This is a genomic window from Streptomyces sp. NPDC048420 (assembly GCF_040651535.1).
In the GTDB taxonomy this organism is placed as follows: Bacteria; Actinomycetota; Actinomycetes; order Streptomycetales; family Streptomycetaceae; genus Streptomyces.
On the sequence record NZ_JBEZKG010000002.1, the window covers coordinates 118,139 to 139,080 of the forward strand.

At 69.6% G+C, this 20,942-nt stretch carries 14 protein-coding genes and 2 pseudogenes; 7 read left to right on the plus strand and 9 right to left on the minus strand.

Going from position 1 to position 20,942, the window contains the following annotated elements; all coding sequences use genetic code 11:
* Window positions 1-38: 38 nt before the first annotated feature.
* Window positions 39-2,102, minus strand: coding sequence for a PhoX family protein (locus AB0D34_RS03285; protein WP_362655719.1), 2,064 nt, complete (start codon window positions 2,100-2,102; stop codon window positions 39-41).
* A 272-nt stretch (window positions 2,103-2,374) separates the two neighbouring features.
* On the opposite strand from AB0D34_RS03285, the gene AB0D34_RS03290 reads away from it, so the two are divergent.
* Together AB0D34_RS03290 and metG (AB0D34_RS03295) are read left to right on the plus strand one after the other, a co-directional pair.
* Complete coding sequence (locus AB0D34_RS03290; protein WP_362655722.1) at window positions 2,375-4,198, plus strand: VWA domain-containing protein; 1,824 nt, start codon at window positions 2,375-2,377, stop codon at window positions 4,196-4,198.
* A 76-nt stretch (window positions 4,199-4,274) separates the two neighbouring features.
* Window positions 4,275-5,849 (plus strand): methionine--tRNA ligase, encoded by a 1,575-nt coding sequence (gene metG / locus AB0D34_RS03295; protein ID WP_362655725.1) that lies wholly within the window; start codon window positions 4,275-4,277, stop codon window positions 5,847-5,849.
* A gap of 4 nt (window positions 5,850-5,853) precedes the next feature.
* Here the strand turns inward: metG (AB0D34_RS03295) and AB0D34_RS03300 are convergent, their stop codons facing one another.
* Both AB0D34_RS03300 and AB0D34_RS03305 read right to left on the minus strand, forming a co-directional pair.
* Window positions 5,854-6,273 (minus strand): PIN domain nuclease, encoded by a 420-nt coding sequence (locus AB0D34_RS03300; RefSeq protein WP_362655727.1) that lies wholly within the window; start codon window positions 6,271-6,273, stop codon window positions 5,854-5,856.
* Window positions 6,270-6,479 (minus strand): type II toxin-antitoxin system VapB family antitoxin, encoded by a 210-nt coding sequence (locus AB0D34_RS03305; RefSeq protein ID WP_086751292.1) that lies wholly within the window; start codon window positions 6,477-6,479, stop codon window positions 6,270-6,272. The genes AB0D34_RS03300 and AB0D34_RS03305 overlap by 4 nt, the downstream gene beginning before the upstream one ends.
* A gap of 135 nt (window positions 6,480-6,614) precedes the next feature.
* Here AB0D34_RS03305 and metG (AB0D34_RS03310) point away from each other — a divergent pair, with 135 nt between their 5' ends.
* Window positions 6,615-8,330 carry a methionine--tRNA ligase gene (gene metG, locus AB0D34_RS03310; RefSeq protein WP_362655730.1) on the plus strand — a complete coding sequence of 572 codons (1,716 nt, stop codon included), beginning with the start codon at window positions 6,615-6,617 and terminating at the stop codon, window positions 8,328-8,330.
* A 72-nt stretch (window positions 8,331-8,402) separates the two neighbouring features.
* Complete coding sequence (locus AB0D34_RS03315; RefSeq protein WP_362655733.1) at window positions 8,403-8,879, plus strand: hypothetical protein; 477 nt, start codon at window positions 8,403-8,405, stop codon at window positions 8,877-8,879.
* 60 nt (window positions 8,880-8,939) lie between these two features.
* Here AB0D34_RS03315 and AB0D34_RS03320 read toward each other — a convergent pair whose 3' ends face one another.
* A complete protein-coding gene (locus AB0D34_RS03320) occupies window positions 8,940-10,292 on the minus strand; it encodes a polysaccharide lyase family 1 protein (protein WP_362655737.1) in 1,353 nt (450 codons plus the stop codon).
* 371 nt (window positions 10,293-10,663) lie between these two features.
* On the opposite strand from AB0D34_RS03320, the gene AB0D34_RS03325 reads away from it, so the two are divergent.
* Together AB0D34_RS03325 and AB0D34_RS03330 are read left to right on the plus strand one after the other, a co-directional pair.
* A complete protein-coding gene (locus tag AB0D34_RS03325; protein ID WP_362655740.1) occupies window positions 10,664-13,861 on the plus strand; it encodes a VCBS repeat-containing protein in 3,198 nt (1,065 codons plus the stop codon).
* Between the two features lie 89 nt (window positions 13,862-13,950).
* A pseudogene (locus AB0D34_RS03330) lies at window positions 13,951-14,478 on the plus strand (FG-GAP repeat protein); the annotation flags it as partial.
* A 54-nt stretch (window positions 14,479-14,532) separates the two neighbouring features.
* Here AB0D34_RS03330 and AB0D34_RS03335 read toward each other — a convergent pair.
* Window positions 14,533-15,450, minus strand: a complete 918-nt coding sequence (locus tag AB0D34_RS03335; RefSeq protein WP_362655743.1) for an intradiol ring-cleavage dioxygenase — start codon at window positions 15,448-15,450, stop codon at window positions 14,533-14,535.
* A 117-nt stretch (window positions 15,451-15,567) separates the two neighbouring features.
* Window positions 15,568-17,331: an aspartate--tRNA ligase gene (gene aspS, locus AB0D34_RS03340; protein WP_362655745.1), complete on the minus strand. Its 1,764-nt coding sequence runs from the start codon at window positions 17,329-17,331 to the stop codon at window positions 15,568-15,570.
* Window positions 17,332-17,475: 144 nt separating this feature from the next.
* On the opposite strand from aspS, the gene AB0D34_RS03345 reads away from it, so the two are divergent.
* Window positions 17,476-19,623, plus strand: coding sequence for a SpoIIE family protein phosphatase (locus tag AB0D34_RS03345; RefSeq protein ID WP_362655748.1), 2,148 nt, complete (start codon window positions 17,476-17,478; stop codon window positions 19,621-19,623).
* Window positions 19,624-19,665: 42 nt separating this feature from the next.
* Here the strand turns inward: AB0D34_RS03345 and AB0D34_RS03350 are convergent.
* The 3 genes and pseudogenes from AB0D34_RS03350 to AB0D34_RS03360 form a co-directional block, all read right to left on the minus strand.
* Window positions 19,666-19,858, minus strand: a pseudogene (locus AB0D34_RS03350) (IS5/IS1182 family transposase); the annotation flags it as partial.
* A gap of 50 nt (window positions 19,859-19,908) precedes the next feature.
* On the minus strand, window positions 19,909-20,412 hold the full coding sequence (locus AB0D34_RS03355; protein ID WP_362655751.1) for an alpha/beta hydrolase: 504 nt from the start codon (window positions 20,410-20,412) through the stop codon (window positions 19,909-19,911).
* Window positions 20,316-20,579, minus strand: coding sequence for an alpha/beta fold hydrolase (locus tag AB0D34_RS03360; RefSeq protein ID WP_362656614.1), 264 nt, complete (start codon window positions 20,577-20,579; stop codon window positions 20,316-20,318). Before AB0D34_RS03360 ends, AB0D34_RS03355 begins: the two co-directional genes overlap by 97 nt.
* Window positions 20,580-20,942: the final 363 nt, after the last annotated feature.

Here is a 20,942-nt window from a genome sequence, read left to right on the forward strand (position 1 = left end):
AACTGCGCGACCAGCCCCCCACGCACCCGCAGCCGCCCCTACACGCCGATGTCGCCCCCATCCTTGCGCCAAACGGCAACAACAGCAGGCCGCACGATCTTGCCGACCCCGTCAGGCCACGTGCTCGCCGGCTTCTCCACAGTCGCCCCGCTGATCTCCCCGGGATGCTGCACAGCAACCAGCACCCGCCGCCCCTGCACCAGCGGACCGCAGGTCTCCGCCCCCGTCGGTACCGTCAGGAACTGCTTGAGCTCACCCCGCCGATCCCCCTTCGTGGCGACACCGAACAACCCGTCGTGCGACCCCAGCTGGTTGCCGTCGGTCGAGATCCACAGGTTCCCGTGCGGGTCGAAGGCCACGTTGTCCGGGCAGGAGATCGGCGAGACGTCGTCCTTCGGGAACCCGGCGAAGTAGGTGGCGGGATCCTCCGGGTCCCCGGCGACGAGGAACAGCGTCCAGACGAACTTCGTGCTGTCGGCCCGGTTCCACCGCTCGGTGAGCTCCAGGATGTGCCCGTGCTTGTTGGCGTTGCGGGGGTTGGCCTCGTCGGCCGGGGCGTTCGTGCCGACACCGCGGTTGGTGTTGTTGGTGAGGGCGACGTACACCTTGCCGGAGTGCGGGTTGGGCTCGATGTCCTCGGGCCGGTCCATCTTGGTCGCGCCGACCTTGTCCCCGGCGAGCCGCGTGAACACGAACACCTCGTCGGCGGTCATGCCCTCGACGTGCGACACGGCACCCTTCGCGGTGGCGGTCGCCAGCGGGATCCACTCGCCGCTGCCGTCGAACTCCCCGTCGGCGGGCAGCTTGCCGGTGCCGTCGATCTCGATGGCGGGGGAGTCGCCGGTGAGCCGGGCGACGTACAGGGTCCCCTCGTCGAGCAGGGAGAGGTTGTGCTCCCGCACGGCCCTGCCGCTGCCGTGCTTCATCCGCTTGCTGCCGACGAACTTGTAGAAGTAGTCGAACCGCTCGTCGTCCCCGGAGTAGACGACCGGCCGCCCGTCGTGCGTGAGGCGTACGGTCGCGCCCTCGTGCTTGAACCGGCCGAGCGCGGTGTGCTTGCGGGGCGCGGAGGACGGGTCGTACGGGTCGAGCTCGACGACGTACCCGAAGCGATGGGACTCGTTGGGCTCCTGGGCGACGTCGAACCGCTTGTCGAACCGTTCCCACTTGCGCTCGGAGGCGCCCGTCCCGAGGCCGTACCGCTTGTCCGTCGGCCGGCTCGCGTTGGCGAAGTACTGGTTGAAGTTCTCCTCGCCGTGGAGGGTGGTCCCCCAGGGGGTGGTGCCGCCGGAGCAGTTGTTGAGGGTGCCCAGCACCTTCCGGCCGGTCGGGTCCGCGGAGGTCTTCAGCAGGTCGGACCCGGCGGCGGGACCGGTCAGCCGGAACTCGGTGGTGGCGGTGACGCGCCGGTTGAGGTGGTGGCGGGGTACGAGGGTGAGCGCGCCGTTCTTCTTGTTCTCCTCCACCACGACGACACCGAGACCGTGGGCGGCCCAGGCGATCTCGACCTGCTCGCGGGTGGGGTTGGCGGCGTCGTAGCCGCGGAACATGAGCACTTCGTCGGTGTACTCGTGGTTGGCGACGAGCACCTGCCGGCCGCGCTCGCCGGGCAGCGGGAGCAGCGAGAGGAAGTCGTTGTTGTACCCGAACTGGCCGGCCTGGGCGGCGGCGGTCTGCTTGTCCGGGTCGAAGGCGGGGGCCCCGCGCAGGATGGGCTCGCCCCAGCGGACGACGACGTTCTGGGCGTAGCCCGCCGGGATGGTCACGGTGTCGTCGGTGTTGGGCGCGACGGGGGTGAAGCGGAGGCCGCGGGCGCCCTTGCTCTTGCCCTTGTCCTTGGCCGTGCCGCTCAGCTCCGCGGCCTGGGCGTCCCGGGTGGTGACTGCGGTGCCCGCGGCGGCGGCCACGGTCACCACGGCGGCGGCACGCATCATCGAGCGGCGGCTGAGCGCGGTGGCGATGACATCGCCGACGTACGGGTTGGAGGAGGTGTTGGGCGCCGGGTGGAAACAGGCGTCACCACACCGGAAACGGCAGGTCAGGGCGGACCGACCGCCAGGATGCGACTCCGACTTTGTGATCAGCGGCAGCTGTATACGCACTTTTACTCTCCCCTTGCTTCCCCTTGAAGCTCGCGTGACGGACGGTAGGGGCGCGTTTGTGCGGGAGCGGGGCGAGGCGGTGAACCGTGAATGAACCCGGGGTGGACGTAGCGGAGTTGACGTCACGCGCGGGTGAAGTCCGGAAGTAGGTCTTGACGCCCGGGGGCCCGACCCCCTGCCCCTGCCCAAGATCGCAATCCAGGGCCGCTAACCTTACGTGTCCGTCCTGGCCAGGGATTGACGGGCTACAACTCATGCGAAGGGTTGCGCACATGGGCATTCTCACTCTCCTGCGGAACGCGTTCGGCGGCCGATCACGCAAGGGCGCTGCCACCGAGGCAGAGGGTGCGGTTCCTTCGCAGGAGGCGACGGAACCGAAGCTCCCGACCCCGGCGACCGAGCCGACCCCGCCCTCCCCGGTGACGGCCACGGTCCCCGAGCCGCGCACCGCCACACTCTCGACGGAGTCCGAGCACGAACTGGTCTCGGCCGCGTTCGACAAGGTCTCGGTCCCGAAGCAGGGGTCTCCGACGGAGACGGAGGGCACGGCACCGGGCGCGAGCGCGGAGGCGCCGGCCGAGGCCGGCCAGCCCACCGAAGAGCCGCCGGTAGCGTCCGCGAACCAAGAGCTTGGGGAGCCGGTTGCCGAGGAGCCGGTTGCCGAGAAGGCGGTTGCCGAGAAGGCGGTTGCCGAGAAGGCGGGCGCCCAGGAGACCGTTTCCGAGGAGCCCGAGGTCTCCGCAGCGGAGCCGGTGGCCTCGGACGCGGTCACTGACGAGTCCGCCGCAGAGGAACCGGTGGTGGAGGACACGGCCGTAGAGGAGCCGGTGACGGAAGCGCCGGCGCCCGTGGCTGTGGCTGTGGCTGTGGAGGAAGAGCAGCCGCAGGCGACGGAGTCCGCACCGGAGCCGGAAGCAGCGGCGCAGCCCGAGGCCACCCCGGAACCGGAGCCGACGGCCACCGCAGTAGCCGAGCCGGCCACCGAGGAAGCAACTGCCTCGGAGCCCGAGACGGTCGTAGAGCCGGAGCCGGCGCCGGAGCCGGTCGCCCAGACCGCTTCCGAGCCCAAGCCCGAGCCGGTCGCCGAAACGACCCCCGAGCCCGCATCCGAGCCCGAGCCAGTCGCCGAAACGACCCCGGAGCCCGCGCCCGAGCCGGTCGCCGAGACCGTCGTAGAACCGGAGCCCCAGCCGGTCGCCGAAACGACCCCCGAGCCCGCGCACGCGCCCGAGCCGATCGCCGAAACAACCCCGGAGCCCGCGCCCGAGCCGGTCGCCGAGACCGTCGTAGAACCGGAGCCCCAGCCGGTCGCCGAGGTCACCCCCGCCCCCGCCCCCGAGCCCGAGCCGGCACCCGCCGCAGCGGCGAACGCCCCCGCGGCCGCCGACGGCGAGGACGCCCCACAGGGGCCACCCGCAGACGACGACGAAACTGTCACGGGTGGTGCGGGTGGGAACGAAAAGTCCGTACCCCCCACCCTCCGCACGGCCTACACCGCCGCCGCCGCCACCCTCTCCACCCACAACCTGACCGGCACCACAGCCACCACCTACCTCGTCCTGGACCGCTCCGCGAGCATGCGCGCGTACTACAAGGACGGCTCCGCCCAGGCCCTCGGTGAGCAGACCCTCGCGCTCGCCGCCCACCTGGACCCGGCCGCAAAGGTCCACGTCGTCTTCTTCTCCACCGAACTCGACGGCACCGGCGAGCTCACCCTCACCGACCACGAGAACAAGATCGACGACCTGCACGCCGACCTCGGCCGCATGGGCCGTACCAGCTACCACGCAGCCGTCGAGGAAGTCCTCGCGCACCACACCAAGAACGCCCCCGACACCCCCGCCCTGGTCGTCTTCCAGACCGACGGCGCCCCGGACGCGAAGACCCCCGCCACCCAGGCCCTCACGGAGGCGTCGAAGTCCCACCCCACCGTCTTCTTCTCCTTCGTCGCCTTCGGAGACCCGGAGAACAAGGCCTTCGACTACCTCCGCAAGCTCAAGCTCGCGAACACCTCCCACTTCCTCGCCGGCGAGACCCCGAAGGAACTCACCGACACGGAGATCTACGAGGGCATCCTGGCGAACTGGCGGCCGTAGCAGCCAGTACGACCACCACCACGGGGCCCGGAAAACCACCGGGCCCCGTTCCCGTACCGCCAGTACGCTTCCGCCCATGACGTACTACGTCTCCACCCCCATCTACTACGTCAACGACGCTCCTCACCTGGGCCACGCCTACACGACCGTCGTCGGCGACGTGCTCACCCGCTGGCACCGTCAGCGCGGCGAGAGGGTGTGGTACCTCACCGGCACCGACGAGCACGGCCAGAAGATCATGCGGACCGCCCAGGCGAACGGCGTCAGCCCGCAGGAGTGGTGCGACAGGCTCGTCGAGGAGGCCTGGAAGCCCCTCTGGGAGCACCTGGAGATCGCGAACGACGACTTCATCCGCACCACGGAGAAGCGCCACACGGACCGCGTCCAGGAGTTCGTCCAGGACCTCCACGACAAGGGCGAGATCTACAAGGGCGGATACGAGGGCCCGTACTGCGTCGGCTGCGAGGAGTACAAGCTGCCCGGCGACCTCATCGAGGCTGACGACGGCACGCAGCTGTGCGCCATCCACAAGAAGCCGGTGGAACTCCTCAAGGAGGAGAACTACTTCTTCAGGCTCAGCGAGTACGGCGACCGGCTCCTCGCCCACTACGAGGAGAACCCCGGCTTCATCCAGCCCGAGTCGGCGCGCAACGAGGTCGTGAACTTCGTACGCCAAGGCCTCCAGGACCTCTCCATCTCCCGCTCCACCTTCGACTGGGGCGTCCCGGTCCCCTTCGACGACAAGCACGTCATCTACGTGTGGATCGACGCCCTGCTGAACTACGCGACGGCGGTCGGCTACAACGAGAACCCGGCGAAGTTCGAGAGCACCTTCCCCGCCGACGTCCACCTCGTCGGCAAGGACATCCTCCGCTTCCACGCGGTCATCTGGCCCGCGATGCTGATGGCGCAGGGCCTGCCGCTGCCGGGAAGGATCGCGGCCAACGGCTGGCTGATGGTCGGCGGCGAGAAGATGTCCAAGTCGAACCTGACGGGCATCAAACCCCAGGACCTGACCTCCCACTTCGGCGTGGACGCGTACCGCTGGTACTTCCTGCGCGCGATCGCGTTCGGCCAGGACGGCTCGTTCTCCTGGGAGGACTTCTCCGCCCGCTACACGAGCGAGCTGGCGAACGACTACGGCAATCTCGCGTCGCGTGTGGCCGCGATGGTGGGCAAGTACTTCGAGGGGGAGCTGCCCGAGGCGGCGGCCGCGGGCGATGCGGAGCAGGCGGTTCAGGCGGGGCTGGCGGCGGCCGTCTCCGAAGCGGACCGGCGGATCGGCGACGACCTCGACTTCCAGGGCGGAATCCTCGCGGTCTTCGACTTCGTGAAGCAGGTCAACGGCTACCTCACGGAGCAGGAACCCTGGAAGGTGGCCAAGGACGGTTCACCGGAGGGCCGGGCCCGCCTTGCGACCATCCTCTACACAGCCGCGGAGTCGCTCCGCGCGGTGGCGGTCCTCCTCAACCCGGTCATGCCGGAGACCTCCCGCAGACTCTGGGACTCCCTCGGCGCGGAGGCGTCCCTGGGCGCCCTCGCGGACCAGAAGGTACAGGAAGCGGGCGAGTGGGGTCGGCTCCGCCCCGGTACGACGGTCACCAAGGGCGCGGTGCTCTTCCCACGTCTGGAGGAGAAGCCGAGCGCGTAGTGGTTCAGGCCTCGGGCTCGGCCAGCCAGGCGGTCGACTGGCCCGTACGACCGGCGATCGTCTCGAAGTCCCGGTCGTGGTGGAGCAGGGTCAGACCCGACAGCTCGGCGGTGGCGGCAAGGAGCAGGTCGACCGGTCCGGCCGAGCGGTGCTCCCCGTTGTCGGTGAGGAGTTGCTGAACCTCGCGGGCGCGCTGGTAGATGCCGTCGGGCATGAGGGTCCAGCTGAACAGTTGCCGCAGCTCCTCCTGGATGCCTTCACGGTCCGCTCGGCCGCGCGCGGAGAAGAGGATCTCCAACTCGGTCAGATCACAGAGCGCGACCAGCCCGTTGTCGAGCAGCTGCCCCCACTGCTCGTCGTACGCATCGCTGCTGAGCAGGCGCACGGCAGCCGAGGTGTCGACCAGATACGAGACATCACTCATCGGCGGTAGTTCCTCTTGTCCAGGAGGATGTCGAAGTCGCCGCGCGCCCCCCTCTCACGGAGCTTGGCCAGCGCTATGGCCCGGCTGCGCCGCTTGGCGACTTCCAGCAGCGCGGTGTTGACGGTGTCCTTCTTGGTCTTCGTGCCGAGCAGGAGCTGGGCTTCCGCCAGAGCCTCGTCGTCGACCTCGATGAGCAGCTTCGACATGACGGACCTCCATATATAGATGACCTAAATCAAATATATACCACGGGTCCTGGCAATCCTCCCGGTCGACTACGATTTCAGAGTTCGTACGACAGCCCGGCCCCGCAGCCGGCAGCGACCTGGGAGCAGCCCCCGATGGCTCGACACCTCATCACCAGCGCCCTTCCGTACATCAACGGGATCAAGCACCTGGGCAACATGGTGGGGTCCATGCTCCCGGCGGACGTCTACTCCCGTTACCTGCGCCAGCGCGGCCACGAGGTCCTCTACATCTGCGCGACGGACGAGCACGGCACCCCGGCGGAGCTGGCCGCGAAGGAGCAGGGCCTGCCGGTGGCGGACTTCTGCGCGCAGGCGCACGACGCCCAGAAGGCGGTCTACGACGGCTTCGCGCTGGCCTTCGACTACTTCGGCCGCAGCTCCAGCGAGCAGAACGTCGAGATCACCCAGCACTTCGCCCGCCGCCTGAACGAGAACGGCTTCATCGAAGAGCGCGCGATCCGCCAGGTCTACTCACCCACCGACGGGCGCTTCCTCCCGGACCGCTATGTCGAGGGCACCTGTCCCCACTGCGGTTACGACAAGGCCCGCGGCGACCAGTGCGAGAACTGCACCCGCGTCCTGGACCCGACGGACCTGATCAACCCGCGCTCGGCGATCTCCGGCTCCACGGACCTGGAGGTCAGGGAGACCAAGCACCTCTTCCTCCTCCAGTCCAAGCTCCAGCACGAGGTCGAGGAGTGGGTCTCCCGGCACGAGGACGACTGGCCGCAGCTGGCCTCGTCCATCGCCCGCAAGTGGCTCACCGAGGGCCTGCACGACCGTGCGATCACCCGTGACCTGGACTGGGGCGTGCCGGTCCCGGCCGACACCTGGCCGGAGCTGGCGGCGGAGGGCAAGGTCTTCTACGTCTGGTTCGACGCCCCGATCGAGTACATCGGCGCGACGAAGGAGTGGGCGGACCTCGACCCGGAGAACCGGGACTGGAAGTCGTGGTGGTACGACGTCGACGCCGAGGTCCGCTACACGGAGTTCATGGCGAAGGACAACGTCCCGTTCCACACGGTGATGTTCCCGGCGACCGAGCTGGGCGTGCGCGAGCCGTGGAAGAAGGTCGACTACGTCAAGGCCTTCAACTGGCTGACGTACTACGGCGGGAAGTTCTCCACGTCCCAGAAGCGGGGCGTCTTCACCGACCAGGCCCTGGACATCCTGCCCGCCGACTACTGGCGTTACTTCCTGATCGCCAACGCCCCGGAGTCGGACGACTCGTCCTTCACCTGGGAGCACTTCACGGCGACGGTGAACAAGGACCTGGCCGACACCCTCGGCAACTTCGTCAACCGCGTCCTGTCCTTCTCGAAGAAGCGCTTCGGCGAAGAGGTCCCGGCCGGCGCGGAGGCCGGCGAGGCGGAGACGAAGCTGGGCGAGCAGATCGCCGAGCTCCTCGCCGAGTACGAGACCCAGATGGAGGCCCTCCAGTTCCGCAAGGCCGCGGCCGCGCTGCGTGCCCTGTGGTCGGCCGGCAACTCCTACCTGGAGGAGAAGGCCCCCTGGCTGGAGATCAAGACCAACCAGGAGGGCGCGGCTCTGACCCTCCGTACGGCGATGAACCTGATCCACCTCTACTCGGTGGTCTCGGAACCCTTCATCCCGGCGACCTCGGCCGCCATGCGCCAGGCCTTCGCCCTGAAGGACGACACCGCGGCCTGGGTCACGCCCGAGGAGGCCCGCGCCCTCACCGCCGTACCCGCCGGCACCCCCTTCACCGTCCCGCCGGTCCTGTTCGCCAAGCTGACGGACGAGGACCTGGAGACGTACAAGGAGCGCTTCGGCGGCTCCCCGGAGTAAAACCGCTCCCGGAACAGTCCGGATACCGACCCGGGCATCGCCGTGTCCGCGCCAAGCCGTATGGTTTGCGCCATGGCCGTGCCCGGTGTCATTCCTGTCGCCTACGAGCCGAGGCACCGCACCGAGACGATCGGGCGGTATGCGGAGGGTCAGTTCCTGGCGTCGATCACGTACGCCTTCCCCGAGGGGTTCCACCTCGAGGAGGGCTGGGAAGAGCAGAAACGCCTGTACGCGGTCCTGCACACCTTCGACGCGGCAGGCAATTACCGCGACTCGGACATCTGGTGCGCCGGCACCTGGGCGGAGCAGAAGCGCGACCCCGAGGGCGCCGCCTCGCCCCTGACCCGTGCCCAGGTCCACCGCGCGACCCTGCTGCGCAGCCTGCCCCGCCGCTCCTACACGGACATCGCGATCCGCCCCTTCCAGGTCACCCACGAGGGCGTCCTGTTCGGCCTGGTGATCCGCGAGGACGAGGGCGAGCAGTGGGCGGAGCTCTACCCGGACCGCCTCGCCTTCGCGGAACCGTGGGACGGGACGTACGACACATGAGTGCCTCGGTGCGCGGGGGCCGAGGGCTCGTGGTCACCCGGCCCCCGCGCGTCTCGTGTGCTACTTGAGCACGCCCGCGCCGGTCGTCGTGGCCAGCGACGTCGGCAGGTTCTTCACCGCGGCGGCCGAGGACTCCAGGCCCGTCGTCAGGGTGGGGGTCCAGTTGACCGTCGTCTTCAGGTCCTTCGAGGACGCGGCGTTGTAGGCGGCGACCAGGTCCGTGACCGTGCCGTTGACCTGGTTGCCGGAGCCCTTGACCGCGCCGGTGCCGTCGCCGCTCAGGAGCTTCGACACCTTCACCGCGGACGGGACCTTCCAGTAGTTGTCCGCGGCCACGACCTGGGCCTTGGCGCGGGAGTTGATGCTGTACTGCAGCGCGTAGCCGTTCAGGGTCGTGACGTCGTAGTAGTTGTTGTAGATGTGGATCTGGCCCACTCGGGACAGGGGCGCCCGCTGGACGATGCCCTTCCACACGTTGTGGTGGATCGAGACCCGCAGCTTGCCGCTCGGCTCGCTGTCGCTGCTGCCGATCAGCATCGTCTTGTCGTGGTTGGTGAACTGGTTGCGGGAGACGGTCACCAGGTCCGAGCTCTTGGTGATGTCCAGCGCCCCGTCGTGGATCTGGTACTCACGGCCGAAGTACTTCGGGTTCGCGGAGTCCAGGTGCGGGGCGTCCGTGAACGAGTTGTGGTCCGCCCAGACGTGCGTCGCGCCGCGCAGGGTCACGGAGTCGTAGTTGGAGTTCCAGTTGCCCTGGTCGCCATCCGTCGGGTCCCACTGCGGGAAGCAGTCCTCGGTGGCGGAGAAGGAGAGGTTGCGGACGATGACGTTGTCCACGTTCTGGATCTGGAGCATGCCGCCGGAGATCCCGGCGTTCGTGCCCGGCACGCCCACGATCGACGTGTTGGCCGGCACCTTGAAGACGATGTTCGCGGCCTGCTTCTTCTGCGCGGCGGCCCGCGCGGTCTCCTGCGTGCCCGACGGCAGCTTCGAACGGCCGTAGGTCGCCGGGTCGAACGCCTTCAGGTACGACGTCAGCGAATAGCCCGTCCCCGACGCGTAGTTGGCGCACGTCAGCTTCTTGTCGGCGTCGTCCGTGTTGGCGTCGATCGTGCCCTTGACCTTGATGATCCGCGGGGTGGTGTCGGACGCCGAGCCGAGCGCCTTCACGAGCTGCGCCCGCGTGGAGACGGTGAAGGTGTGCGCCGCGTCGGCCTTCGTACCGCCGGTGGTGCCCGTGCCGGAGGAAGCCCAGCCGTCCTTCGCGGCGAGCGTCTGGTGGAACAGGTCGACCGGCTGGGCATTCGCGTTCATCACGACCACACCGGCACCCACGCCCGCGGCGACCACGGCGGCCGAGACGACTAAGGTGCGGCGGGTGCGGAGGGACCGGCGGTGGGAGGCAGAGGCCACGGGGATTCCTTACGAGCGAGGGTGGGACATGTGCGTTTCGTGGAGCACCGGTGAAGGCACTTCCGTCCTCAAGTAGCCGCCCGGATCAAGGGGGTTGCCGCGTCCGCGAAAAAATTTCCGCGACACCGGCGGCACGCTGTGGCACAACAGCGGTGTCAACAAGGGCCGTTCAGGGACCGGGCGAAGTTCGCGACCAGGTGGAGCGGCTACAAGGCGCTGTCCTGACGGATGGTCCCGCCGGTTGCTGACGCCCGTTCAGATGCCGTCGAAGGCGGTCTGCGTCACCATCGCGTACTGCGCGGGCGTACCGGCGGCGGCGATTTTTTTACCTGCCTATAAGGTTTGCTGACTCTCTTACGGAAGGACCACCGTTGGGCAGACACGCCCCGAGACGGGCCGCGCGCTCCGCTCTCGTCTCCGCACTCGCCGTCACCGTCGCGGCCGGCTCGCTCACCCTGTTCTCCGGCACGCGGGACACCGGCGCTCAGGCGGCCACCACCGCCGCGGCCGCCACCACCGAGATCGTCCTGGACGACCCCCGCAGCACCACCCCCCGCACCGAACGCCTGCTCGCCGCGGGCGCGACCGGCTATCTGCACCGGCAGTCGGGGGTCGCGGGCCTGTTGTGGACGGACTACGAGGACGGCACCACCGTCGCCGTCGAGGGCACCTCCGGGGTCTACCAGCCGACCACCACCAGCTGCTACGACATCTCCGCGCGCTGCGCCTCGGGCGTGTTCGGGCAGGCCGCCGACACCGTGGCCCTGCCGCACCGCACCTACGGCGACCCGGTGTCGCTGTGGAGCCCAGGCGGCGGCGCGCTCAGGACCGTGGACCTCCGCCAGTCGGCAGACCGCGTCGGCACCTGGGGCGACACCACCGTCACCATCGAGCGGGACGGCGTCGTCGACGGCCAGGAACTGGAGGGCTACGTCCTGCACCTCGTCGACCTCGTCGACGGCGAGCAGCGCGACCGTGTGGTCACCGGCCTGCCCGCCGACGGCACCTGGGAGGGGAACTTCGGCCGCACCGGCGACACCGAGGGCGCCCTGCTGACCTACCCGGTCCGCGACGAGAGCGGCGCGTTCACCTCGTACACCGTGGGCTACCTCGACTTCGCCACGGCCGAGCTGACCCCGGTCTTCACCGGCCTGTCCCGGGAGACCGTGCCGGAGCTCGTGCTCACCGGGAACCGCGTCGGCTGGTACACCGAGGCGTCCGGCCTGCACCTCAAGCCGCGCACCGACCTCACCGCCGCGGAGACCACCCCGGTGGCGGGCGAGGACCTGCCCGGCACCCCGGTCCCCGTCCTGGTCGGCGACTGGCTGGTCCTCGCGACGAACGGCGGCGCGGTCCGGGCCGTCTCACTGGCCGACGGCACCACGATGACCCTGCTGAGCCGGTCGTACGGCACTCCGCTGGCCGCCCCCGACGGGACCGCGCTGGTCACCGGTGGCACCGGCGCCGCCGACTGGTGGGTCCAGCGGGTCGTCCCGGGCGCGGACGGCACCCCGCAGCTGAAGCAGGTCTCCAAGGTGGCCCCGCTGGAGAACGCCAAGACGGGCATCGCCCTGAGCCGGGGCGGCCTGCGGGTGGCGGAGGAGAACTCCGCGAGCTCCATGGACACCACCTCCGTCCGCACCCTCACCACCAACGGCAGCACGCAGCTGACCGCCTCGGCGGCCACGGAGGGCGACTCGATCCTGGCCGTGTGCCCCTACCCGGGCACCACCTGCTCCGCCCTGTGGGGCAACACCCCCGAGGACGTGCATCTGCAGAAGTTCGACGACACCGACGAGGGCGGCACGGGTGTGTCGGACGCGGACCGTCTGGTCGCCCTCCACGACGGATGGTCCAACTACTCGCTGACCTACGGCACCAAGGACGGCGCGATCGTCGACGCCTCGGACGACTACGCGGTGTACAACTCGGGCGGTACGACCCCGGCGCAGTACATCGGCGAGTTCGGCTACGGACAGCAGCTGAAGCGGTCGGTCCGCGCGGCCGCCCTCAGCGGCTCCGTGCTGTGGAGCGCGACCACCACCCCCGGCCGACTGACCTCGTACAGCCTGACCACGAGGAAGACCCTCGCCACCGTCGACGTCCCGGACCTCGGCTGTGTGCCGAGCGAACTGCAGGCGGCGGGCCGCTGGGTGTACTGGTCCTGCGGCGACACCTCGGCGGGCGTCTACGACACCAAGGCCGCGAGGTCGCTCACCGTGCCCCCGGGTGACGTCCTGCTCGGCGACGGGTTCACGGTCCGCCACGACCACGAGGCCGACCGGTTGGTCCTGACGGACGCGACGACGGGCGCCACGCGTGTGGTCGCCTCCGGCCTCCCCGACTCCGGGCTCCCCGTGGACCGCCGCTTCCGGTGGACGGTCGACGAGCAGACCGGCCTGGTCGGCTGGTTCGACAGGTTCGAGCAGACGCACATCGCCACCACCGGCGTCACCCCGTCCGCCGTGACGGCGGTCCGCACGGAGACCGCGAACTACGTCGACCCGGTCTCGATGCCCTGGACCGGCGAGTGGACGCTGTCCCGCCCCGTCACCTCCTGGTCGCTGACCTTCACCTCGGTGCAGAGCGGTGCGACCGGCAAAGGCACCCGCACGCTCACCGGCGGAGCGACCCCCGCGGTGGTCACGGCGGGCTGGGACGGCAAGACGGCGAGCGGGGTCCGCTTCCCCAACGGCTCGTTCACCTGGACCCTGAGAGCGACCGGCCTAGCCACCTCCGCCCCGGTCACCGTGACCTCCGGCGAGGGCTTCCTCCAGCGGGGCTCCCCGGCCGTCCGGGACTTCGTCAGCGTCGACGGCCCTGACGGCCGCGGCGACCTGTTCACCCTCAACTCCTCCGGCGGCCTGACCTTCCACAGCGGCACCGGAACGGGCAGGTTCGGCGAGAAGATCTCCGGCAGCGGCTGGCCCACCACCCTCAAGGCCGTCCCCTTCGGCGACCTGAGCGGCGACCGCTGCAACGACGTGCTGATACGGCTGAGCAGCGGCGCCCTGCGCCTGTACAAGCCCGGCTGCGGATCCGCGGTCAAGCCCTCGACGCCGTACACCACACTGAGCACCAGCGGCTGGAACCAGTACGACGTCCTGACCTCGCCCGGAGACATCAGCGGCGACGGGCGCCCTGACCTGATCGCGCGAGGGGCGTCCACCGGCACGGTCTACCTCTACAAGGGCACCAGCACCGGCAAGCTCTCCGCGCGCGTGAAGCTCTACGACAACTGGAAGGGCTACAAGAAGATCGTCGGCGCCGGCGACCTCAACGGCGACGGCCGCGGCGACCTGCTCGCCCAGGACACGTCCAACACCCTCTACCGCTACGAGGGCACCGGCACGGGCACCTTCAAGGCCCGCGTGAAGCTCTTCACCAACTGGGGCGGGTCCTACAACGTCATCGTCGGCGTCGGCGACATCACCGACGACGGCAAGGCCGACATCGTCTCCCGGGACACCGGCGGCACGCTGTGGCGCAACAGCGGTGACGGCAAGGGGTCGTTCGGCGCGAGGGTGAAGATCGCGACCGGCTTCGGCAGCTACAAGTTCCTTTCCTAGGGGGAGTTCACGTGCGCAGATGGAGTGCGGCCGCGGTACACGGGGGCGTGCCGGGTGACTTCAACGGTGACGGGTACAAGGACGCCGTGTACGGCTCCGCGACGGGCATCGCACCCGAGACCGCGCCCGTCGGGATCACGCAGAACACCGCCGGCGTCCCCGGCGCGAGCGAGAAGGGCGACGCCTTCGGCGGAGCGCTGACCGTGGCCGACCTCAACCGGGACGGCCTCGCCGACATCGTGGTCGGCTCGCCGTACGAGAACCTCGCGAAGAACCGCGCCGGCCAGGTGACCGTGATCCCCGGCCGCGCCTCGGGCGCCCTCGGCACCGGCTCGTACTCCTTCTCCCAGGACACCGCGGGCGTCCCGGGAGCCTCCGAGACCGACGACTTCTTCGGTACGACGGTCTCGGTCGGGGACGTCAACAAGGACGGCAGGCCGGAGCTGTTCGTCGGCGCGGCCGGTGAGAACAACGGGACCGGGGCGGTCTGGGTCCTCCCCGGCGGCTCGGCACGGCCGACAACCACCGGCAGCAAGATGTTCACGGCGTCGTCCGTGGGCCTCTCCCAGCCGTACGGCACGATGCTCGGTGGCGACGGGCTGCTCTTGATCATCTGAAACAGCCGAAGGCGCCCGGGACTTCAGGGTCCCGGGCGCCTCTTCACGCGCCGATCAGATCGACGTGCCGTCGTTCGTCGTGTCCGGGTCGACGCCCATCGTGAGGGAGCCGATGACACCCTTGGCGATGTTCTTCCTGTTGTACTTCAGCCTGAGCAGACCGCCCGTGGTGCCGCTCTGGTCGTAGATGGTGTCTTCGGTGAGCGTGGTGCGCTCGGTCGTCGAGGTGGAGTACGGCTCGACCTCGGCGGAGGCCAGCACGGACTCCTCGTCGAAGAAGAACTGCCCGGTGTGACAGGTGTGCCCGCCCTCGTAACCGGCGTCCGTCCACTCGCCGCCCACGTGCACCTTGGTGTGGATGTGGACGGTACGGCCCCGGTACCAGCCCGGGAAGATCGTCTTGAAGGTGACCCGGCCCTGCTTGTCCGTCCGCCAGGTGCCACGCAGATACCGCTCCTCGTCGGTGGGCTCCTCGTGGACCCCGCCGCCGGTGCCGCCGGAGGGCGCGCCGGACGGCGGCTCACCGGTGGGCGTGCCGGACGGGGCGTCGGTGGGGGGCGTGCCGCCACCGCCCGTCGACAGACTCTCGTAGCCCGAGTAGATGCCGAGTGCGTCGCAGTGCCAGACGTCCACGGCGGCGTTGCGGATCGGCTTGCAGGTCTCGGAGTCGATCACCCTGAGGTTCAGGACGAGCGGGATGCCCTCCTTGTCCTCGGTGATGTCCTGGCGGAGCTTGTCGGCGTCGATGTAGTACGGACCCTCGGTGGTCTCCGAGGTGAGCCGGTAGCAGACCTCGGCGGTGCTGCTCGCGGAGGCGGAGGCGGTGCCCGTCCCCTCGTCCGCGAACGCGCCCGTGGCGAGGGCGGCGCCCGCGCCGACCGCCACGGCGGCACCCGCTCCCGCCACGACGACCTTACGGCGCGTCAGATCCCTTTTGTGTTGCGGCGCTTGGGCCGTCTGGTTTCCCGTCATGCCGCGCAACGCTAGGTAAGAGGGCTGTAAGGAGCGTGGGCGTGAGCTGTGGGTGGCTGTAGAAACCGGAAGGGCCCGGAACCGATCACGGTTCCGGGCCCTTCGCTCAGCCGCTCACTACTTCGGCTGCGGCTTGCGCACCGACAGGTGCAGTTCCCTCAGCCGGGCCTCCTCCAGCTCCGTCGGCGCGCCCATCATCAGGTCCTGGGCGTTGCCGTTGAGCGGGAAGGAGATGGTCTCGCGGATGTTCGGCTCGTCGGCGAGCAGCATCACGATGCGGTCGACGCCGGGGGCGATGCCGCCGTGCGGCGGGGCGCCGAAGCGGAAGGCCCGCAGCATGCCGGCGAACTTCTCCTCGACGGTCTCCCGGTCGTAGCCCGCGATCTCGAACGCCTTGAGCATGATGTCCGGCTCGTGGTTCCGGATCGCACCGGAGGACAGCTCGACGCCGTTGCAGACGATGTCGTACTGCCAGCCCAGGATGTCCAGCGGGTCCTGGGTCTCCAGAGCCTCCAGACCACCCTGCGGCATGGAGAACGGGTTGTGCGAGAAGTCGATCGCGCCGGTCTCCTCGTCCTTCTCGTACATCGGGAAGTCGACGATCCAGCAGAACCGGAAGACGTTCTCCTCGAAGTGCCCGGCACGCTTGGCGGCCTCGACGCGAACCGCGCCCATGATCTTCGAGACCTCGTCGAACTCGCCCGCGCCGAAGAACACCGCGTGCCCGGCGGCCAGCGACAGCCGCTTGGTCAGCTCGGCGACGTTCTCCTCGGTGAGGAACTTCGCGATCGGGCCGGACAGCGAACCGTCCTCGGCCACCCGCACCCAGGCCAGGCCCTTGGCGCCCTGCGAGACCGCGTAGTCACCGAGCTGGTCGAAGAACTTCCGCGGCTGAGCGGAGACATCCGGCACGGCGAGCGCCCGCACGTGCTTGCCGGCGAACGCCTTGAACTCCGAGCCCTCGAAGACGTCGGTGATGTCGACGAGCTCCAGCTGGGCCCTGAGGTCCGGCTTGTCGGAGCCGTACTTCAGCATCGACTCGCGGAACGGGATCCGCGGGAAGGGCGACGTGACGTGACGGCCGTTGCCGAACTCCTCGAACAGCTCGGTCATGAGCTTCTCGATCGGCTGGAAGACGTCCTCCTGCTCGACGAAGCTCATCTCCACGTCGAGCTGGTAGAACTCGCCCGGCGAACGGTCCGCGCGCGCGTCCTCGTCACGGAAGCAGGGCGCGATCTGGAAGTAGCGGTCGAAGCCCGAGATCATCAGCAGCTGCTTGAACTGCTGCGGTGCCTGCGGAAGGGCGTAGAACTTGCCCGGGTTCAGGCGGGAGGGGACCACGAAGTCACGGGCGCCCTCGGGGGAGGTCGCCGACAGGATCGGCGTGGCCATCTCGTTGAAGCCGAGGGCGACCATCTTCGAGCGGATCGAGGCGATCACCGACGACCGCAGCATGATGTTCTTGTGCATGCGCTCGCGGCGCAGGTCCAGGAAGCGGTACTCCAGGCGCCGCTCCTCGTTGACCCCGTCCTCGGTGTTGATCGTGAACGGCAGCGGGGCGGCCGCGCCGAGCAGCTCGACCTCGCCGACCTCGACCTCGACCTCACCGGTGGGCAGGTCCGCGTTGACGTTCTCGGTGCCGCGGGAGACGACCTTGCCGTCGACGCGGACCGTGGACTCCTTGGTCAGCTTGTCGAGGGCCTCGTAGGAGGGCGTGCCGGGACGGGCGACCAGCTGCGTGATGCCGTAGTGATCGCGCAGATCGATGAAGAGGATGCCGCCCAGGTCGCGCCGATTGTGCAGCCAGCCACTCAGTCGGACGTCGGTGCCGACGTCAGAGGAGCGGAGCTCGCCGCAGGTGTGGGACCTGTACCGATGCATCGTCGTTCATCCAGCCTTCGCGGATCGGGGTGTGTTTCACGTGAAACTGAGCCCCAGCCTACCGGGGCCCCCGCGATCGCCTTCCCATCATTACGACTCGGCCAACAGTGGCACTCCCGCTTCTCCTGTTCTTAAAGTGGGGCAATGCGCACTGGTGAGCCCCTGCCCGCCGTGGGGGACGTCCTCACCGCCCTCGCGACCGGCCTGTGGCATTGGGACACGGCCACCGAACTGGTCACGGTCGACGCGGAGGCCGCTCGGCTGCTGGGGCTGCCCGCCGAGCGGGCCACCCTCACGGAGGCCCAGGCCAGGGCCCGTCTGCACCCGGTCGACTGGAACGAGATCATCAGCGTCGTCGGGCTCGCGGTCACCGAGGACACGCTCGCCGAGGTCCGGATCAGGATCATGGACGAGCGGGGCCTGGTGGTCCGTACCGTACGCAGCCGCTCCAAGCCGTCGTACGACGCGGACAAGAAGTCGTTCCGGCTGATCGGCACCCTGCAAGAGGTCACCGAGCCGACCCCCGGCACCCCCGCCGGCCGCACCGCCGTCACCGGCGACTGGCGGCGCTCCCGCGAGGCCTTCCTCCTGGACGCGGGCCGCGCCCTCGCCGAGGCCCGCTCGACCGCCGAGGTGCTGCGGGTGGCCGCGGGCCTGTCCATGCCGGGCTTCAGCCCCGACGGTCTGGCCGTCTTCGGCGTCGAAGGCGACCGTCTGACGATCATCGGACACCACGGCCAGCAGCCCGGTGACGAGAGCCCCTTCTCCCACATGTCCCTGGAGACGGACTATCCGGCCGCCGAGGTCGTACGCACCGGCCGGGCCGTCTATCTCTCCAGCCCCGAGGCCTACCGCTCCCGCTATCCGGTCACCTGGCCGCTCGCCCAGCGCTTCGACCGCCAGTCCTGGGCGTTCCTGCCGCTGACGGTGGCCGGCCGCACGATGGGCGCGTGGATGGCGGGCTTCGCCTACCCGGTGGCGTTCACCCCCGACGAGCGCTCGGTCCTGACGACGGTGGCGCGGATGCTGGCCCAGGCACTCTCCCGCGCGGGCCTCGCCGAATCGGAACGCGAGCTGACCGACGGCCTCCAGCGCTCCATGCTCCCCACCCTCGGCCCCGAGATACCGGGCATGACCATCGCCGCCCGCTACGTCCCCACCGGCGGCGGCCTCCAGGTCGGCGGCGACTGGTACGACATGATCCCGCTGCCCGGCGGCAGCTCCCGCACCGAGTCCGGAGGCGGCCGCTTCGCCCTGGTCATCGGGGACGTCCAGGGCCATGACGTGCGGGCGGCCGGCCTGATGGGCCAGCTCCGCATCGCCCTGCGCGCCTACGCCTCCGAGGGCCACCGCCCCGACGCCGTCCTCTCCCGCGCCTCCCGCTTCCTCAACGGCATGACATACGGCGACGACCCCTCCGACACCCGCTTCGCGACCTGCCTCTACGTCGAGGCCGACCCGGTGACCGGCGTCCTGGAAGTGGCCCGGGCCGGCCACCCCGACCCGGCGACCCGCAAGGCCGACGGCACGGTCCTGGCCCGCCGTACGGCCGGCGGCCTCCCGCTGGGCATCGACCCGGACGCCGACTACCCCACCACCCGGATCGTCCTGGAGCCCGGCGAGACGCTGATGCTCTGCACCGACGGCCTGATCGAGACCGGCGGCCACGACTTCGAGACCGGCTGGAAGCGCATCCGCACCATCCTGGAGAGCCACGACGGCGACCTGGAGGAACTCGCCGACGCCCTGGTCCAGGCCGTTCACGGCCCCTCCTCCCACCACACCACGGGCCCCCTCGCCGACCGCCGCGAGGACGACATCGCGGTCCTGCTGCTGTCCCGGCAGGGCCACGACTCCGACGACACCGTCACCTCCCCGTCGCTGCCAGTCCGCCGCACGATGCTCTCGGTGGCCCAGGCGGAACCCGAACGCGTCGGAGTGGCCCGCCAGCAACTGCGCGAACTGCTGCACGACTGGTCCTCCGCCGACCAGGTCGACTCGGCGGTCCTGCTGCTGTCCGAGATGCTGACCAACGTCCTGGTCCACACCGACGCGGACGCGCTGCTGCTCGCGGAGGTCCGCGGTGAGGCCGGGGAGCGCCGGATGCGGATCGAGGTCACCGACACCAGCGACGACCTCCCGCACAAGCGCCGCCCCGGCGAGCTGGCCTCCTCGGGCCGCGGCGTGATGCTGATCGAACTCCTCGCCGACGTGTGGGGCGTGGACCCCCGGGGCGAGGGCAAGAGCATCTGGTTCGAGCTCTACGAGTCCCCCGACGAGGCCTCCGCATAGCGCTCCCGCACCTCGTGTACGACGCCGAAGGGGGCCGCGGTTACGGTCGGCGGCGAGGTGGACCTTGCTTGTCTGTCCACCCCTGGAGCGTCTGAGGAGAGCGGTTGTCCTCGCCCAGGTGCATCCCGGCAGCGTCATGGTGAGCTCGCGCGGTGGTGGAGTCCACGCTGACCAGGGGTAGATCCACCTCACCCCGCTTCACGGCCTCCGCGATCAGGCCCTCCATCAGCCTCGAAGACGCCCCTCCTGTAAGGGCCGATCCCACAGACTGATCACGCCCGCGCCCTAACGGGCGAGGAACGGGCCCAGTACCGCGCTGAGTTCGGTCGGCGCGTCCATGGCGATGAGGTGGGCGGCGGTGGCGAACTCGACCAGGGTGGTGCCGGGGATCTCAGTGGCGTAGCGGCGGGCGATGTCCTGGAAGTCGACAACGTCGAGCTTGCCGACGCCCACCAGCGTGGGGACGGAGACAGCGGCGAGGTCGCCGGTTGCAGGACCCTGGGAATGCTGCCCCACGAGGGCCTGGTTCACCAGCGATGTCCGCAGCGGACCGCGGAGTTGGTCAGACAGCCCGTCAGCCACGTCATCCCAGCTGCGAGAAGGCCCGCGCAGCCACATGTCCAGGTTGATACGTACGGCGGCGTCCAGATCGCCCGCGTCCAGGGCTGCCGTCTCGGCCTCGTCGTACGCGATCATGTCTGCGGACCAGTGGTACCGAGGCCATGGTGCGGCGAGCATCGCCAGGGAGTGCACCCGCTCCGGGTGGGTGAGCGTGAAGTCCACGGCCACGCGGCCACCCCAGGACGCGCCCACGAGCCGACCCGTCCGTGACCGAGGTGGTCCAGGAGACGGCGCAGGTCGTCGGTCTCGCGGAACGGCCCGGTCGGGGGCGCGGACTCGCCGAAACCGCGCAGGTCGTACCGGATCACGGTGTGCCGTTCTGCGAGAGCGGGCACGACCGCTTCCCACATGCGGTGATCGGCGACACCGGCGTGCACGAGCACGACGGGCGGGCCGCCACCAGCTATGTCGTAGGAAAGGTGTCCAAGGTCATCGTTGAGCGTGAGCATGCGCGGATGATCGCAGGACAGCAGCTCAGGGGCCAACCAGGGCGCGTATCACTGCGACACCCTTAATCTGACCATGCGTCAGATGCGGCATCGCCCGTAGGCGCCCGAACGAGTCGCCCGATCGACCGCTCCGCTCTTCGCTCGGATGCGGCGGCAAACTGTCGAGCGAGCCGAGCGCTCCGCACGCACTTCAGCTATCAGCCTCACGGCTGCGACGCTCCGTCGCCATCGCTTAGCGTTCGCGGTAAC

Coding starts and splice junctions, on each gene's coding strand:
- metG (WP_362655730.1), top strand. CDS start 6,615: ATGGCTCGACACCTCATCACCAGCGCCCTTCCGTACATCAACGGGATC.
- AB0D34_RS03305 (WP_086751292.1), bottom strand. CDS start 6,479: ATGTCGAAGCTGCTCATCGAGGTCGACGACGAGGCTCTGGCGGAAGCC.
- metG (WP_362655725.1), top strand. CDS start 4,275: ATGACGTACTACGTCTCCACCCCCATCTACTACGTCAACGACGCTCCT.
- AB0D34_RS03290 (WP_362655722.1), top strand. CDS start 2,375: ATGGGCATTCTCACTCTCCTGCGGAACGCGTTCGGCGGCCGATCACGC.
- AB0D34_RS03335 (WP_362655743.1), bottom strand. CDS start 15,450: ATGACGGGAAACCAGACGGCCCAAGCGCCGCAACACAAAAGGGATCTG.
- AB0D34_RS03300 (WP_362655727.1), bottom strand. CDS start 6,273: ATGAGTGATGTCTCGTATCTGGTCGACACCTCGGCTGCCGTGCGCCTG.
- aspS (WP_362655745.1), bottom strand. CDS start 17,331: ATGCATCGGTACAGGTCCCACACCTGCGGCGAGCTCCGCTCCTCTGAC.
- AB0D34_RS03345 (WP_362655748.1), top strand. CDS start 17,476: ATGCGCACTGGTGAGCCCCTGCCCGCCGTGGGGGACGTCCTCACCGCC.
- AB0D34_RS03315 (WP_362655733.1), top strand. CDS start 8,403: ATGGCCGTGCCCGGTGTCATTCCTGTCGCCTACGAGCCGAGGCACCGC.